Source organism: Pseudoalteromonas sp. JC28 (assembly GCF_013319255.1).
Lineage (GTDB): Bacteria > Pseudomonadota > Gammaproteobacteria > Enterobacterales > Alteromonadaceae > Pseudoalteromonas.
The window spans coordinates 303,626-320,421 of record NZ_QOKX01000002.1 but is presented as its reverse complement, the minus strand read 5'-3'; the positions used below and the strand labels follow the sequence as shown (position 1 = coordinate 320,421).

General features: G+C 43.7%; 16 protein-coding genes. 4 read left to right on the top strand and 12 right to left on the bottom strand.

Features of this window, described 5'->3' with window-relative positions; genetic code table 11:
• Positions 1-53 precede the first annotated feature (53 nt).
• The 4 genes from DS891_RS06585 to DS891_RS06570 are packed head-to-tail and all read right to left on the bottom strand — an operon-like array spanning position 54 to position 2,694.
• The gene (locus DS891_RS06585; RefSeq protein WP_174169246.1) at positions 54-1,532 is read right to left on the bottom strand and encodes a deoxyribodipyrimidine photo-lyase; all 1,479 of its coding nucleotides are present in this window, start codon (positions 1,530-1,532) and stop codon (positions 54-56) included.
• Positions 1,525-1,854: a hypothetical protein gene (locus DS891_RS06580; RefSeq protein ID WP_174169245.1), complete on the bottom strand. Its 330-nt coding sequence runs from the start codon at positions 1,852-1,854 to the stop codon at positions 1,525-1,527. The genes DS891_RS06585 and DS891_RS06580 overlap by 8 nt, the downstream gene beginning before the upstream one ends.
• Positions 1,847-2,110: a DUF3081 family protein gene (locus DS891_RS06575; protein WP_174169244.1), complete on the bottom strand. Its 264-nt coding sequence runs from the start codon at positions 2,108-2,110 to the stop codon at positions 1,847-1,849. The genes DS891_RS06580 and DS891_RS06575 overlap by 8 nt, the downstream gene beginning before the upstream one ends.
• 44 nt (positions 2,111-2,154) lie before the next feature.
• Positions 2,155-2,694, bottom strand: a complete 540-nt coding sequence (locus DS891_RS06570) for an isochorismatase family protein (RefSeq protein WP_254605731.1) — start codon at positions 2,692-2,694, stop codon at positions 2,155-2,157.
• Between the two features lie 103 nt (positions 2,695-2,797).
• Between DS891_RS06570 and DS891_RS06565 the strand changes: the two genes are divergently transcribed.
• Positions 2,798-3,751, top strand: coding sequence for a ribonuclease Z (locus DS891_RS06565; RefSeq protein WP_368032174.1), 954 nt, complete (start codon positions 2,798-2,800; stop codon positions 3,749-3,751).
• Between the two features lie 2 nt (positions 3,752-3,753).
• Here the strand turns inward: DS891_RS06565 and DS891_RS06560 are convergent, their stop codons facing one another.
• Both DS891_RS06560 and DS891_RS06555 read right to left on the bottom strand, forming a co-directional pair.
• Positions 3,754-5,061, bottom strand: a complete 1,308-nt coding sequence (locus tag DS891_RS06560; protein ID WP_174169243.1) for a DUF2252 family protein — start codon at positions 5,059-5,061, stop codon at positions 3,754-3,756.
• Positions 5,062-5,064: 3 nt separating this feature from the next.
• A complete protein-coding gene (locus DS891_RS06555; RefSeq protein ID WP_174169242.1) occupies positions 5,065-5,895 on the bottom strand; it encodes a polyphosphate kinase 2 family protein in 831 nt (276 codons plus the stop codon).
• Positions 5,896-6,256: 361 nt separating this feature from the next.
• Here DS891_RS06555 and DS891_RS06550 point away from each other — a divergent pair, with 361 nt between their 5' ends.
• Positions 6,257-9,064, top strand: a complete 2,808-nt coding sequence (locus DS891_RS06550; RefSeq protein WP_174169241.1) for a hypothetical protein — start codon at positions 6,257-6,259, stop codon at positions 9,062-9,064.
• 19 nt (positions 9,065-9,083) lie between these two features.
• Here DS891_RS06550 and DS891_RS06545 read toward each other — a convergent pair whose 3' ends face one another.
• Positions 9,084-10,022, bottom strand: a complete 939-nt coding sequence (locus DS891_RS06545; protein WP_174169240.1) for an SUMF1/EgtB/PvdO family nonheme iron enzyme — start codon at positions 10,020-10,022, stop codon at positions 9,084-9,086.
• 145 nt (positions 10,023-10,167) lie between these two features.
• Positions 10,168-11,058: an SUMF1/EgtB/PvdO family nonheme iron enzyme gene (locus DS891_RS06540; protein WP_217448596.1), complete on the bottom strand. Its 891-nt coding sequence runs from the start codon at positions 11,056-11,058 to the stop codon at positions 10,168-10,170.
• A 228-nt stretch (positions 11,059-11,286) separates the two neighbouring features.
• Here DS891_RS06540 and DS891_RS06535 point away from each other — a divergent pair, with 228 nt between their 5' ends.
• On the top strand, positions 11,287-11,829 hold the full coding sequence (locus DS891_RS06535) for a cysteine hydrolase family protein (RefSeq protein ID WP_010605386.1): 543 nt from the start codon (positions 11,287-11,289) through the stop codon (positions 11,827-11,829).
• A 161-nt stretch (positions 11,830-11,990) separates the two neighbouring features.
• On the opposite strand, the gene DS891_RS06530 is transcribed toward DS891_RS06535, so the two are convergent.
• Positions 11,991-12,350 carry a hypothetical protein gene (locus tag DS891_RS06530; protein WP_095729356.1) on the bottom strand — a complete coding sequence of 120 codons (360 nt, stop codon included), beginning with the start codon at positions 12,348-12,350 and terminating at the stop codon, positions 11,991-11,993.
• 234 nt (positions 12,351-12,584) lie between these two features.
• Between DS891_RS06530 and DS891_RS06525 the strand changes: the two genes are divergently transcribed.
• Positions 12,585-13,475: a hypothetical protein gene (locus tag DS891_RS06525; protein WP_174169238.1), complete on the top strand. Its 891-nt coding sequence runs from the start codon at positions 12,585-12,587 to the stop codon at positions 13,473-13,475.
• Between the two features lie 79 nt (positions 13,476-13,554).
• On the opposite strand, the gene DS891_RS06520 is transcribed toward DS891_RS06525, so the two are convergent.
• The 3 genes from DS891_RS06520 to DS891_RS06510 all read right to left on the bottom strand — a co-directional run bounded on the left by DS891_RS06520 (position 13,555) and on the right by DS891_RS06510 (position 16,696).
• Positions 13,555-14,358 carry a DUF1338 domain-containing protein gene (locus DS891_RS06520; protein ID WP_010373001.1) on the bottom strand — a complete coding sequence of 268 codons (804 nt, stop codon included), beginning with the start codon at positions 14,356-14,358 and terminating at the stop codon, positions 13,555-13,557.
• Between the two features lie 76 nt (positions 14,359-14,434).
• Entirely contained in the window at positions 14,435-15,460 is a 1,026-nt protein-coding gene (gene astA / locus DS891_RS06515; RefSeq protein ID WP_010605388.1) for an arginine N-succinyltransferase, read from the bottom strand.
• 30 nt (positions 15,461-15,490) lie between these two features.
• Complete coding sequence (locus DS891_RS06510; RefSeq protein ID WP_174169237.1) at positions 15,491-16,696, bottom strand: aspartate aminotransferase family protein; 1,206 nt, start codon at positions 16,694-16,696, stop codon at positions 15,491-15,493.
• Positions 16,697-16,796 lie beyond the last annotated feature (100 nt).

The following is a 16,796-nucleotide window of genomic DNA, read 5'->3' as shown; positions in this document are numbered from 1 at the left end:
TATTTGTCCTCTTTTTAGGGTGAAAGGCGGAACATTGTGCAAAAACGGATCAGTTAGAATAGCTTAAGCTGATTTTTATCAGAACTTGCTTGTTTTTTGCGTCCACGACTTGAGCGACGCCTTGAAGCGTGAGTATGAAGCACTCTGCCTGTTTCATCTTTATCTAGATATTGCTTATAAAATGCGGAGATTTTTTCACGGGCAATTTTTGCTGCGTCATCGGGTAATATAGCAGGGCGCTGATATTGGTCTTCTTTTAAGCTGGTATAAAACCAAGGTGTATGCAAGTAATGCGTTGGAACGTGATTAAGCTCAGGAATGTAGCGGCGAATAAATTGGCCTTCTGGATCATATTTTAGCCCCTGCGTTATGGGGTTATAGATGCGAAACGGATTTATCCCAGTAGTGCCTGACTGCATTTGTACCTGAGGATAGTGGATCCCAGGTTCATAATCTATAAATAGAGTGGCAAGTCTTGCTGCTGGTTGTTTCCAATCAAGCCATAGATGATAGCTTGAAAACGCCATCAACATTGCGCGCATGCGAAAGTTTATCCAGCCTGTGGCGATCAGCATTCGCATACAGGCATCAATAAAGGGGACGCCCGTGTTGCCGTGAGCCCAAAGTTCATAACGTTGCGTATTAAATTCACTCGCACGCATATCAATTAAGGATGCATGCACAGCGCGCTCAGCATAAAGCGGTTCTGATTCGAGCTTTTGCACAAAGTGGCTATGCCAGTAAAGCCGTGATAAAAAACCGCTCTTATTGCGTTTTGAGTCAACATTTAATTCAAGAGTTTGTTGTAACACATCCCTGAGGCTTAGCACGCCATAGGCCAAATACGGACTGAGTCTGGAGCTACTGGTTACGGCTTTTACCGGGCTTGAGATACCAAATAAATAGTTGTCTATCCTATGATTAAAAAAGCTATTCAAGGTTTGCTGCGCGGCTTTGAGTCCACCTAATTGTGGCTTTGGGGCTGAGTTGCTGTCATTCCCAGGGTAGTCATTTAAAAGTGCAATACCACTATGCTGTTGCAGCAGTGGATTGATTTTTGAAGGCGTTGGTAGGCAGTCGCTTTGCAGCCAGTCTTCGGCTTGCTGTTGCCACTTATCACGATTAATTTTTCCCCTAAATACGGCTTGTTGGCGATATTCTTCATACGTTACGTGTCGTTCTTTGCACCAGGCAATAACACGCAAATCGCGCTCAAATGTCCATGTATTCCCCGTTTCTTGATGGCAATAAAGGGTTGCGATCGCGATGTGTTGATGGATCTTTTCAAGTATTTCAATGATATCGCCCTGGCGAATCGTCAGCGTGCCACCTAAAAGCTGCAGCTGCTCAGCAAGGCTTAGCAGCGACTCCTTCAAAAATTGAAATTGTCTTTCGCTGGTATCGGGGAGCTGCCAGTATTCAGGTTCGATAACATACAATATCAGGGTTGGTCTGCCATTATTACACGCTTCGTAAAGTGGTCTATGGTCGGACACTCTTAAGTCACGTTTGAGCCAAACGAGGTTAATCATCTAACACCCCCTTAAACAATAAAGGGTAGCGGCGTAGGCGTTTTCCTATGTAGTCGTCGGCGAGGATCTGCTGGCAAATTCGCTCTACATCATCGTCCACCGCAAACACCCAATCAAAGCGCTCAATGGCGAGCAAAAAGCCACGTTTTAAAAAGCGTTGCTGGCGAAATTCATCGCAGTTCTGTTTGATTATCTTGAGTTTACTTGGATTTCCCCTGAGCGCTTCGACGACCTTACTTACATATGCGCGGGTTTGTTTGCTTTCAGGGTGGGGACGTCTAACGCGACGTCCTCGGTTGGTATTTGGATATAAGCTACTCATTCGCCTTTTTAAAAATGTAATCTAGCTTCTTAATAAAATCGTCTTTGTGCTTATCTTGTTCATAATCCAAGTGATAAGTATTATGAAACCCAGAGCGCAGTAACACGCCACTGCCTTGCAGGTATATGGTGTAACCATCTGGATCTGAATAGGCCACTATGCCCTCATAGCGTTTACCTTCTTCGGTTACTTCACCGTGCTTTTGAATATGCTCGAACACCGTTAATAAGAACTTGCTATCTAATTCATTTTTCATTGTTCACCTCGATACTTGGAATACGCTTTCACTGTGATAGCCGATCACTTAACTAACGCTGAAATTGCCTTAAATTGCTCATTCTTGGCCGATTTTAGCCACTGAAATAAAATAGACTCTAAAGCCAAAAAGCGTGCGCCATCTGCCTGCATCTGCATTAGCGCCCAATCTGTGTGTTTTGGATTACGTGAGCAAATACCATCGGCAACTATCACAACGTTGAAATTGTCCGCAAGTAGGTCATTGACGGTTTGTTGTACACAGATATGACTTTCGAGGCCAACCACGACGATGGTGTCGCGTTTATATTCTTGAATAGCTTGCTTGCAAGATTCAACGTGGTAGGCACTAAACGCGGTTTTTTCGATAACCGGGAGATTAAATTCAAGTAAACTCGGTGCTGTATGGCCAAGCCCTTTGGGATATTGCTCAAAAATCAGTGCAGGAACAGACAAATGTTCTGCAGCTTGTAGCAGGGTGGTTACTTGGCGCTCGATATTGCCAAACACCTCAATATGAGGACGAAATTTTTCTTGAATATCGATCACCAAGATCATGCTGTCCGAAGGTATCAAATTCATCATCTTCTCCTTAGAGATTACGTTGCAAGGGAAGCTCACGCGCTTCGCTATTACGTTATTTATTCGTTACAATGGTATACCCACTTAAAAAGTAAACGGTTTTGGCGTGAAAGTACATTTTCTTGGCACTTCTTCAGGTAGCCCATCTAAGCAACGTAATATGTCGGCAGCGGCAGTAAGCTTTGAAAATACCAAAGCCTGGGTACTAATTGACTGCGCTGAAGCGATCCAGCATGCGCTGCTGCACAGTGAGTTAACCCTATATCATCTCGAAGCGATTTGTATTACCCACCTTCATGGGGATCATTGCTATGGATTACCCGGACTCATTTCATCCATGGCGTTAAACTCTCGCAAAGCGCCGCTAAAATTGATTGCGCCGAGGGCCGTTATTCAGTTTGTGCAAAGCTGTTTTACACTGACAGAGGTGAGTCTCAGTTTTGACTTAATCACCATCGCCATTGAAGAAATAAACGATAAGCTACCGCTTGAATGTTGCGACATCGACATCATAGCGCTACAACACAGAGTGCCCAGTGTTGGCTATAAGCTCACGGAAAAGTGCATTCCTCGCAAGTTAAAAATAGACAAACTTCAGCAAGATGGTATTGCGTCTGGTGGACACTACAACTTGTTGCAAAAGGGCCAAGACGTGGAATACCAAGGCCGACTTTTAACCTCAGATAACTACAGTTTTTATAGTTGGCAACCTCGAGTTGCAATAATTTGTGGTGATAACGAAAAGCCCGGCTTGCTAACGCAGATGATAAAAGGGGTCGATTTGCTTGTTCATGAAGCTACCTTTACCGCTGCTGATCTTCATAAAGTGGGATTTCATACAGGACATAGCGATGCCAAGCGCATCGCTCAATTTGCACAACTACATCAAGTACCCATGCTCGCGCTCACTCACTTTAGCGTGCGCTATCATGGCGAGGGCATGCTGCAGCCTCTTATTGAAGAGGCCAAGTTGCACTTTAGCAATGCACTCATCATTGCAGAGGATGGCCTAATTGTAGACATTCCAAAGCAAAAGCAAGTTGAGTGCGCAATCGCTTAGCTCTAGGATTGCTCGCAGAACCAACGCCAGTCGGCTACGACTTGCTCGCTGTAATGACTGGCCGATTTGACTAGGTCATCAATGAGGCTAGGTAAAATGGCTACGGCATCCTCCTGAAATTGTAAGGATCGTCTATCTGCTCGCATATGTGAAAGGGCAAGTGCTTCACCGCAAGCTTCTGCATATTGGCTAAAGCCTGACTTAGTCGCTGCACGCTTACCAATGGTGATGTCTTCTGGGTCTATACCAACGCGAGCATGATGGCGCGAGCGTACCAGCCAGTGACTGCCTTGCCACAGTGCATTATCTAAGATGAGATCGGTACGGCGCTGCATTTTTCTTTGACTGTTGACGGTTAAGTGTGCGGGATCTAAGCGATTCACTGGGCTTAAATTTGCAAAGTAAGCAAGAGGCGAAGCGAGTTGCTGTTGTTTTACCTCCACAATGTGGCATAGCGGCAAAATATCTTTAGTGGGCTTTTGTACGTTTGGGCCAACCAACAAATAATATCTGCTCAGATGCAATGAGCCTGTGCCTTGGTCGATACGCTCAACACAATCTAAAATTTCGTCATCAACATAGGGCGCAAAGTGATGAATAAGGTTTTCTTTTAAATCGGGGTCAAGTTGCTTAAACTTCAGTTTATCTTCGCGAAAACATAGCGGCTTAATGCTAAGGTCGATTTCCTTTGCGAGCGTGCTTTTTATCGTAAACGCGGCACCACCCGCCATTCTTTGTAACCCTTTTTGCCATCGTTTATGCAGTATATGATTATTATCAAATTCGGTTAAGCCTGTGTTGCTATCGACCTTATGCTCCAGCGACAACTGACAGGCTTTTAGGTAGCTGTGTAAAAAGTCCAATTGTGCTTGGGCAACCAGCTCTTTACTTACCAAAGGTTTACTTCGGTCTTTAATATCTTGAGCTTGCTCTTGAATACGCCCACCTTCTAGTTGGGTAAGCGGTAAACTCACTAAAAAGCGAAACAGGTCCCATACAGCGTGTCCGACGCAGGCGTCATCGAAGTCATTAGGTTCAAAAATTAAGGTGTCGCCGTGGCTGCCTTCTTCACTATGAAAGCCAAAATTGCCCGTATGACAATCGCCCATTACGTAGGTGAGTGGCAGGCTGGTGGCCGCTTCAGGTAACTGTAATTGTTGCTCCAGTAAGTCCTTATACATAAGCGCGGCACTACCACGGAAGAACCGAAATGGACTGAGTCTCATTTTGTCGAATTTACTGCACTCATTGCTTACGTGAATGCCTTCACGCTCATTAAAGTAAGATGCAAGATAGTCGTGACGATTCATGGATTAGTCCTCCCTTTGAACAATACCCAATTGAGATTTTGCCAGTTTTACAACGGCTTTATCGATAGGTGGGGGACTGATATCAACCCCCTTGCTTAACGCTTCGACAATGGTTTTCATCACTTGTACGCGGGCATACCATTTATGTTCCGCGAGGATCAAATGCCAATCCGCTAAATTTGTATCGGTTTTAGCAAACATATCATCAATTGCTTGCTCATAATCTTGTCGCTTTTGGCGGTTGCGAATATCTTCTTCCGTTAGTTTCCAGCGCTTATACGGATTATTTAAACGCTCTGTAAAGCGCTTGAGCTGTTCATCTTCGCTAATGTGTAAAAATAGCTTAACAATGCGGACGTTATCATCTGTTAGCAGACGCTCAAATTCGTTGATTTCTTGATAGGCACGACGCCACTCGTGCTCACTAGCAAACGCTTCAACCCGTTCTACCAACACTCGGCCGTAATATGAACGGTCAAAAATAGTCATAGTACCCCGAGGAGGTAACTTTGTTTGAAACCGATACAGGTAATGCCGGCCTTGTTCCTCAGGCGTTGGTTTTGCGATTGGGTAGACCTTAACGCCGCGCGGATCGAGCTTTTCTGTCATGCGGCGAATCGCGCCTCCTTTACCAGCCGCATCCCAGCCTTCAAACACTAAAATAGCCCGCTTCCCTTGGTGAAAATAGGCTTGTTGCACATGTAATAGTTGGGTTTGCCAGTATTTTAACTCGCTTTTGTAGTGTTTTTTTGAATCAATAGCGGGATGTGTCATGGGAGGCTTAACACTTAGCCCGCGATTTAGCGCCTTTATTTCTGATACATAACTGGTCATGCTAACTCCTTTAATCGCCTTTGGTTAAGTTGGCCCTGTTGCTTTTCAACGCGAAAATATTACCGCACCAACTAACTTTTGAGCGTGTTAGAGTAACCTAGAGTAAACTCTACAGGGTCTTTTTGACAATGATATGTCATACTACTTTGTCTTAATAATTGCTCAATTTGAGGGAGGAAATCATACGCTGACTGCGTTAAGAATTTCTCATCATTTAGAACAGGTAAATAGCAAAATTTTTCCTTGATTGAATAACTGACTCCATCAGTATAAAATCTAGTCCAGATTATATCTCGCGCTCATTGATGAGTAGCAAATTGCATTGATGAGGAACAACCGGAATAAACAAGGAAGGATTGGCATGAAGCCTTTTGACAAGTGGCCTGCGCTTGTGCAAGACGCACAGCAAGGTACATTCGATGATTCACTTTTTCAGTCAGATTCAGACGTAAAAAATTCGGCACAACCAACCAGATTGCCGATGGCTAAAGTGCCTAACATCATTCTGAAAGCACTTAACCCCCATCACACTGACTATATTCGTATTGACCCAAAAGAAGCTCGTTACTGGCATGGTGGATTTCATCACCATGACGATAGACAACTACTTGTTATTTCAAATAACCAAGCACAACGTCTCAAAACGGTTTCTCAAGGCAATATAAAGGAGATCTTTGCGTTTATTAAAAAGTCAGCGCTTGAGGCTAAAGTGGAAGGTCAGTTCAGTTCTAGTGGCAGTAAAGCTTTCTCAGGTGGAGATGTCGGTTCAATTAACCATAATGGGAGTAGTCAAGGTAACAATAACACTGCTAATAGAAAAACACCCACTAAGCTAGAAAGTACAGCACAACCCATAGATACTATTGCGCCATCTGTTATTATTGGTCAACCTAATCCAAAGCAAATCGTAAAACTAGAGCAAAACCAAGCCACTAAAAGACGTTTTGCAAATCATGTATTAGGACCGGGAGAAACTGCCGCGAGTGTTGTCGAGCAGTATACTGGCACACCAAATGAAAGCCGTATATATGGCTTCAACCATCCTCAGTTTACTATAAAAAATCCTCCCAAAGCGGGTGATAAAGTCAGGGTGAATACCGGCTTTGACGTACTAGTTAAAGGACAATTCTATAATAGCAACAGCGTTAACCTAATCTGGAAAGGGCCAACGTCGGGTTCAAAATCAGCCATATTGGAGCAAGTGAATGGCAACTACATACCAGACAGAGGTTATGATTGGGAGTTGGCGCTACCGCTTGTGGCGGGGGAATACACATTAACCGCTGAAGCCGGAGGTGCGACGCACTCCGTGAGTTTTTCGGTTGAAGAATCCGAAGACCAACTGGAAATTATTGATTTTATATATATTCCAGAAGATAACAGCTTTATAGCAGTCACCCAGTCACTTGCCGATATTTTAGAGCAAGAAATGGAAGTACTTAACCCTCCCATGGAGCAGCTAAAGCAAGCGCTGGCTGGACAACAAGACCTCTCGAAACAAGATGATAAAGTAATTGACGCAAAAAAGGCGTTAAATGAGACCCTAAAACCACTTGTTTCAGGCCCTACCGCTAATAAAATTACCGAAGTCATTGGTTTTAAAGGCCGAAAATATACTTATGTGCGTAGTGATAAAATGGCCAACCACTTTAGACGCTATAAAATTGATACGGACATTCGAAACGGTCGTCGTTTTAGCGATGCGAATGGCAACTTAGACCGTAACAAACTGAACAAAGCGCTTAAAAATGATTTGAGCAAGCTAAAGGTCAATTTTAAATATGATAAGAAGCTTGTCGACACGTATACAACCATATGGGGCGAATGGGCTAGGGAGCTAAATGAAGATCTAAAGATAAAAAGGTTTGAAAAAAGCGACTATTTTGACGCCAGTGCAGAGGCGCGATTAATGCGCTATACCCATGGTGCAGGCATTGCTGCAAACTTTAGCCCAAAGGATGGTGTCTTTTCATTTCAAGCTGATGCCAAAGTCGATTTTGCAGTCGGTGAAGCAAAAGCTGCAATGAGTGGTTACTACCCTAATAAAAATGGGTATGAATTTAAGTTTATGATGCCGCTTAAAAATACAACCAAAGAGCGTGAGATAAACTTAGGCGCGATCCGATTAAATGCGACTATTGCCCTTTTTGGCTATGCAGGAGCGAAATTACAAGCGGCGGCAAATGTAGGCTGTACAGTAAAGCAAGGTAAAATGATGCTTGAGGGATTAACCCCTGAACAAGTAAAAGCACTTAGCCGCGCCGATCGCAAGTTTGAACCTGTAAAAGGCGAGCTCAGCGCATTCGCTGGGGTATCCGCAGGCTGTGAGTTAACTGGTGCTTTGCAGTGGGATAATCCAGAAAAATCTGGTAAATCTAGTTTTTGTGATTTAGCTAAACTAGGTGGAAAGGCAGAAGGCGCATTTGGCGCTGGTGCACATGCCGGATGTTATATTGGTTATGAAGACGGAAGGTTTATGCTTCGCGCGAAATTGGGACTTATCTGGGGCGTAGGTGCTGGCGGAGAGTTGGTCTGTGAGATAGGTGTAGATGAAATTGTCACGCTTGCCCAATTTGTTTATCACCAGCTTAAAAATAATGATTATGATTACCTAGCATTTATCCAAGAAGATGCTTTTAAAGTATTATACAAAGCAGTATCTATGCACATAGCAACAGGTAAAGATATTACTGAGTTTGTTGGTGGGACGATTGACTCAGTTGATAAATGGTGGCGAACTAAAGTGCTTATTCATGAACAAGCAAAGGCCATTATACAGAGAGTTGAACAAACACCAGAAATGCTTAAGTTTACGGTACCTGAGTCCAAGGGAGCTTTTTTAAACTTATTAGCGAACCCTAACCTCGCTAGCCTTATTGACTCAGACGCCTACAGCTGGTCGGGCTTAAATGAGCAGCGCGAGAATGCGATTATTATTATACTTAAGCATATTCTCTGCACTGAAGAGCTAGATGAAGTATTGCAGCATATGGGGGAGGGCGGCGCAAAATGCAGCCGAGAAGAGGGCTTATCTCAGCTGAATAGTATCTTAGAAGGTGCTCAGCAGCGAGAGTTTGATGCATGGCGACGCAAACTACCAAGCCGAGCACGTTCCGGTTCGGTTGCAGTAGCTATGCTTAATACAACTCCATTTATCGCAATGGCTTAATTATATACGTGCAACCAAGCTAGTTTGGTTGCACACTTAATTTAGTCGACTGATTTAGCGCGCAGCGAAATCCTTTAGCACGATACGCTTCATCAAGCTCATCTGACTCTTGCCGTGTATATACATTACTACCGCGAGGAGACTCTAAAAACCTTCCTCCTCGCATAACCTTTTTTGTGCCTTCTTTTGGCCCTTTAGGGTCCTGTCCTGGTGAGTGCTGATAATAATCTTCAGCCCACCAATCATTGACCCACTCAATCATGTTTCCACTTAAATCATAAAATCCCAATGGGTTAGGGGGATAGGTGCCAGAAGGTTCCGCATAATCAGTATTTAGCTCATAATTACGACCTTCTTCTATCCACCCACTATCAGTGGCAAACAAAATATTTTCGCCACGGTTTCGTGCTGCAAATTCCCATTGTGCTTCGGTTGGTAAATCAATTGGGAGTTGTGTGAGTTTCGCCAGCCATAAACAATAGTTTTTTGCGCCATACCAACTCACTCCAGCAGGGAATTCAGGTGCGCGCCAAATTTCGTCTTTATCCCATTTTGTCCACATGGTTCTTGGTAGGTCGTTTACCGCGGTATATAAATCAAAATCGCCATAGCTTACCTCATAAGCGCCCATCGAATAGCTGGTAAGGGTCACCTTATGAGCGGGTTTATTATCGCGGGCTATGGTCCAAGGTAAGTTATTTGGACCACCGCCATCGCCCATCATAAAGCTGCCGCCTTCAACAAACACCATTTGGGCTTTAGTGCGCTCAATCAGTGTTTGCACTTGTTTGTCTTGCTCGCCAGTAAGCGCGTCTATTTGTTGGCCAAGGCCGTCGCACCCGGTCATTACCATACAAAGTAATGCGAGACTTGGAGCGGTAGAATATTTATTGGCGAGAATATTGGGCCGGTTAATGTTGGCAAAGTAGAGGAGTGAATGTATCCGTTTATTTTCCATATGGTGACTTTCCGTATGTTACTTATTTATCCTTAGTGCAGCTCGAGCATACCAAGCGTACAGGCGAAATCAAAATTGCCACAGCATAAAGTAAGTAGTTTGAATAAACGCTGACTTTTACGAGGATAAATATGGTGGCAGTACACTAGTTAACTGATTGAACAGAAAGTGACTTCGCTTGGTTTAGCGCACAGCGAAATCCTTTAGCGCGATACGCCTCATCAAGCTCATCTGACTCTTGCCGTGTAAATACGTTACTACCGCGAGGAGACTCTAAAAACCTGCCACCGCGCATGACCTTTTTTGTGCCTTCTTTTGGCCCTTTAGGATCCTGCTCTGGGGAGTGTTGATAGTAATCCTCAGCCCACCAGTCATTGACCCATTCAATCATATTGCCGCTCAAGTCATAAAATCCTAATGGGTTAGGCGGATAGGTGCCACTAATATGCGGCTCTGGCTCTTCGGCGAGAGAGTAATTTACACCGAGTTCAAGCATACCTGTATTGGTGGCAAACAAAATATTTTCGCCACGGTTTCGTGCTGCAAATTCCCATTGTGCTTCTGTTGGTAAATCAAAGGGGAGTTGTGTGAGTTTCGCCAGCCATAAACAATAGTTCTTAGCACCATACCAACTCACTCCCGCAGGGAATTCAGGTGCGCGCCAAACTTCCCCTTTACCCCAATCCTCCCACATGGTTTTTGGTAGGTCGTTTACTGCGGTATATAAATCAAAATCGCCATAGCTTACCTCATAAGCGCCCATCGAATAGCTGGTAAGGGTCACCTTATGAGCGGGCTTATTATCGCGAGCTATGGTCCAAGGCAAGTTATTAGGACCTCCACCATCGCCCATCATAAAGCTGCCGCCTTCAACAAACACCATTTGGTCTTTAGTGCGCTCAATTAGTGTTTGCACTTGTTTGTCTTGCTCGCCAGTAAGCGCGTCTATTTGTTGGCCTAGGTCGTCACAACCGCTTATGACCAAGCATAGTAATGCCGTTAAAGGGGTTAATATCTGGTGATCAATCTTGTCCATAAGTGTGCTATCCACAAGGTCTTTGCATACACATTTATCATAACTTGTTTAGCTGTATTGAAACATAGCCAATGTGGCAGTAAGACCAATGTATAAATATTAAAATGACAATATAACGCTTGTGATTTATATTGCTTGGGCACTACAACCCTTGAAAGAATGAATGCTGTTCAAGCTGTTGGCGGCTTTTTAATTTATAAGCAAGATTATGCCCAAAAAGAGTATGCTATGAAATCTGCAGTATTGGTAATTGATGTACAGAGTCTTTTATTCGACCCAGAGCCCAAACCGTATGCAAGTGAAGAGGTGTTAAGCCAAATTAACTTAGTGACAGATTGGGCTCGAAAGCAAGGCATGCCAGTTATCTATATTCAACATGAGCAAAACGGTACTGCGATTGAGTATGGTAGTGAAGGTTGGCAATTACAATCAGTACTTCAAGTTGACGCCAATGATCAGTTCGTGCGTAAAACCACCCCAGATTCATTTTTAAACACAAATCTGTCTAACATACTTGAAGAACATGGAGCTCAACATATTTATGTTTGTGGTTATGCTACAGAGTTTTGTGTTGATACAACGAGTCGGCGAGCCGCGGGTTTGGGTTATGCAGTTACATTAGTGGCGGATGCCCATACCACACATTGCAAAAAGCACATGTCAGGTGAACAAATAAGAATACATCATAATGCCACACTGCCAAGTATCTCCAGTTTTGGAGTGAAAATATCCGCGGTGTCTACTGCCAAAATTATTGCTTTAGGTGACTGATACAGTCTAATTTTGTTGAGGGATTACCATTTCCTGTCACTGTTTTCACTTACTCGTCCTAATAACCGGCTGTTAAGGGTTATACATGTTATTACACAAGTGTGAAGCAAACCGGAAACGGTCCTCCTATAAGTTTTGATCTAAGCCTTTGAACCAAAGGACTATTCAATCCACATCCATGCAATTAAAGGCGGGGTAGTCGCGTTTTTAAATGTGATATTAATTACGATATCGTCTTGCGTGTTCTCGTACTTCGCTGCAAATATCAGCATTGGATCCTGACCTCTTCGAAGAGACGCTAACAAGGTTTTGGATTTTAAGCGGCCAAGCTGCGGCGCGATTTCATGGTATGCCCGTAAAAATCCCTCCTCAGAAACCTTTTTGGCTAAGTCGGCGGTTATTACAGATAAATATGCTTGATAGTTTCCTCTCTCATGCGCTTTCAAAGCATTGTCGACAACAGGCATGAGAAGGTTAAGCGCCTCTTCTTCCGTTGAACCAAACGTTCCAAAATAATTCATAACTATTATCCTTGTCTAATCATCTTCACTACTGATTTTTCAACAACAGGTAATGAATATAAACAATATTTTTAAGTGTCTCAAACACTGTAAAAAGTCTAAGTACCTATTTCAATTGTGGGGTTAATACTTTTATACTAGGGTCTGTTGTTCTTTGCTGCTGCAAAAACAAACTTGAAAGATAAACAGGCCCTAACTTACGAGAAAGCAACGTTATTTAATAAGGAGATAGTAATGAATGCTTATAATATCGAGATATTGAAACAATCCATTGATGATAAAGCGCGCTTTGATGGTTGGGTATTTGGTTTGCCCCCCGGAATTAAAGCCAATCAATGGCCGCTTGACCCACATACCGGCTACCCGCTAAAACACAGCTTTACACTAAGATTGCCAGAGGGCTATCGCACTGATGAGAATGCATTTGCGGTTAGCTTTTTTGCAATCGCGGTTGATCACAATGATGGCGGGCCCGAATATATTGAAGGGTTAGAAGAGGCGTTATTTGCTGAGCAATCGCCAGATGAACCGCTATTCAAACCCTTTTGGCAGGCGATGCAAACGGTTCATCCTAGCTGTAAGTTTGCAGCGGATACGCTAGATTGTTATTACGCAACGCTCCTGCTTAGTGAAGCTGAGTTTTACGGCGAGCTCTGTTCACCGCCAACCATTATTGAACGACATTTTGAAGATGATGTTTGCGTCCCTGAATGGTTAGTCGAGGGGGGGGCGAGTTGCTTTTGGAAAATGAACTATTCTGAGTATCTCAGTTTGCCAGCTGAAGAATACCAAATATATCGCGAGCTTGGTGGAATTCCCCCAGAAGCAGTGAGTTTTAACCGTGCAATTACGCTTGTTGCTAACCCTAGTGATCCTAATGCGGGCAAGATGCCCAGCGAATATGAAGATACAGGTTATATTGATCCGTATGAAGGCGACCCTGAGTGGTTAGAGAGTGTTTCGCCAAACCATTTAGGCGGGACGAGTTTAAACGGTCAAGGGATCCCAGATTTTCTTACACCTTACTACATCGAATTCGAAGAGATCTTAGGTGGGCATAACTTTGGCGGAGGGATAGGTATGCTTGATTTGGTAACTCGTGAGTTTGATTGGAGTTGTGGCTAATATTAACTAAAAAAGCAGCCATAAAGGCTGCTTTACAATTTGGGCAGAGTGCTTAGGCAAGCACTGATTTTAAACGCGATTATCTTGCGTTAGTACTTTCAAAGATTTTGTCAGCAGAAGCTGCAACAAAACCAGTATAGATCTCGCCGTCAGGCTTGGCATAACGCAGAGCAAACTCATAGAAGCAGCTTGGAATGCTAAATTCACCGTCATTAAACTGCACGTTTTGGTGATCAGCAAGCGTTGAAGATTGTTCTAGTAACACTTCTGGAGAGCCTTTGATCTCGCCACCAGAGGTGTTTAGCTCAAAACCATTGTCTTTGAGTGCTTGATTTACAGCTTCAATTGTAGTGAAGTTCTTCAGGTAATTGATGCTTACCGTAAAGTGGTTAGCGCGGTAACCCCATGCAGACATCCATGCGGCATACTCGCTCTCAGCCAGTAGTTTTTTGTATGTCTCGTGAGAAACGCGCCAGTGGGTGCCAGAATACAGGAAGTTTTCAGCTGTTACTGCAGACTCGTCGATTTGCTCAACCATGTCTTTAACGATAGCTTGTAGTTCTTCTGAACATTTTTCAACGAGCAGCTCAGAGATAAACACCTTTGGTTTCGTTGGATCTTGGTGTTCATAGTGTTTAGCATATAGCTTTTTCGCTTCAAAGTGGTATTCGCCACACTCTGTATAACCCACAGCTTTAAAATGTGCAGCGAGCTTTTCTAGGCCTACTTTTTCAATATTAAAGGTACGCAATGCGATGTGGTCATTGATCACGTCGTCTTTTTGCGTTGAGCCGAGAAGTTCATGAACTTTAACTGCTGAAGGTGTTACTTCTAGGTAGTTGTCCCACAGGTGTTCAAATAGTGTATCTACGTTGTTGTGCATAATGGTTTCCTAATTTTTTGTCTTGGTGACAGCTTGTTAAACTTTATACCAATTGGTATCAGCACGACATTGAAATCTATAGTTTAAATGCGTTTATCAGTTCACCTTGAGTGACATCAAGCGCATTGGCTACCTCTACGGTCAGCTGAATTTTTTCTTCCGCTTCGCACAGATAAGCCTGATCGGTAAACGTGGCTTTAAACGCGTCTAATCGACCATTTGAAATAGCAAGATTAGGGAGCTTGTCAGGTAGTGAAGCGACTATTTCAACCTCACCTTTAAACGACTCTCTAACCGTTCTAATGTTGTCTAGTTTGGCTTCTACCGTTGGACCTGCGTCGAACAAGTCAACATAGCCACGGTGTTCAAACCCTTCTTTTTGTAATAAACGCAAAGCAGGCTTGGTTTTCTCGTGCACTTTACCTATCACAGCTTGTGCTTCTGGACTTAGTAGGTTTGCATAGATGGGATACTTGGGCATAAGTTCACAAATAAACACTTTGTCCCCGAGACCGACCAAGTGATCTGCTTGCGGAAATTCAATGCTAAAAAAGTGTTCTTGCAGCCACTGCCAAAATGGCGAATGGCCATGTTCGTCACTTACACCACGCATTTCCGCAATAACGGTGTCGCTAAAGCGTTCTGCATGTTCTGCCATAAATAAGAAACGACTTCTTGAAAGAAAGCGACCAGCGAAGCCTTGACGATGACCTTCACGTAAAAATAGCGTGCAGATCTCAGAGCTTCCGGTGTAGTCGTTACACATCGATAGAATATCGACGGTATTATAGACACCCAAAGTTCTTGAGTGATGTACTGTTTTACCAAGATGATAGTGATATAAAGGCACTGACATACCGACCGCGGCTTCAATCGCAGTGGTACCTATAATTTCGCCCGTTTGTGTGTCTTCAAGAACGAATAAATAGCCTTCGTCGTATGGTTTTGATACTGACTTTGCAAAGCTTTCAACCGAGCGGTTAATTTTATTAGACAACAATTCGTCATCTACTGGCAGTGAGGTAAACCCATGGCCAGATTCAACCGCAATGGTTTTTAGCGCGTCGAAGTCAGTTTTTTGTATTGGTCTTAATACTAACATGAGAAAGAGGAGACCGAGGTCCCCAGCTCCTTAGCCGTTTACTACTGCAGCAACCGCTTGTTCAAAGCGTGCTAGACCTTCTTGGATCTCTTCATCAGTGATCACAAGGGAAGGCGTAAAACGAACTACGTTAGTACCAGCAACTAATGACATTAAACCGTGCTCTGCACTTGCTACTAGGAAGTCGCGTGCACGGCCTTCAAATTTATCATTGAGCACTGCACCAAGAAGAAGACCTTTACCGCGCACTTCAGAAAATACATTGTATTTGTCGTTAATAGCATTTAGGCCATCTCTGAATAGTTGTTCTTTGGCTTTTACGCCAGCTAACACCGATTCTGTATTTACGGTGTCAAATGCAGCTTCCGCTACTGCGCAGGCCAGTGGATTACCACCATAAGTTGAGCCATGGGTGCCTACTTTAAGGTGAGCTGCAATTTCAGTGGTAGTAAGCATCGCGCCAATCGGGAAACCGCCACCTAGTGCTTTTGCGCTAGTTAGGATATCAGGTGTTACCCCCAGTCCTTGATAAGCATATAGATCACCAGTTCGGCCAACACCCGTTTGTACTTCATCAAAAATAAGTAGCGCGTTGTGCTTATCACATAGTTCGCGCACAGCTTGGACAAACTCAGCATTTGGAGAAATGATCCCGCCTTCACCTTGAAGCGGTTCCATCATGACTGCGCAAGTATTGTCTGAGATTGTTTTTTCAAACGCAGCTAAATCGTTATAGTCGATATGAGTGATATCAGCAGGTTTTGGACCAAAGCCATCTGAATAGGCTGCTTGACCACCAACCGTTACCGTGAAGAAAGTACGACCATGAAAGCCTTTGTTGAATGCGATAATTTGCGTTTTTTCTGCACCAAATTTATCCAGTGCCCAACGACGCGCAAGTTTAAGTGCCGCCTCGTTTGCTTCGGCGCCTGAGTTTGCGAAATAGACTTTTTCTGCGAATGTTGCATCAGTTAACTTTTTGGCAAGGCGAAGCGCCGGCTCGTTGGTCATCACATTTGATAAGTGCCAAATCTTTTCGCCTTGCTCTTTAAGTGCAGAGACTAGTGCTGGATGACAATGGCCTAGACAGTTTACGGCGATACCGCCTGCAAAATCGATGAACTCTCTACCTGTCTGATCCCATACGCGAGAGCCTTGGCCTTTAACTGGAATAACGGCTGACGGGTTGTAGTTTGGAACCATGACTTCATCGAATAATTCGCGATTTGCTTGCATGACGCTTTCTCCTAAATTGTTATCATTGTGCGGTATTACTGTCGAGCAGAAGCTGATTACTTGTTGTTCTGCTCGCAGCCAACTTGCTATTTCTTCATTA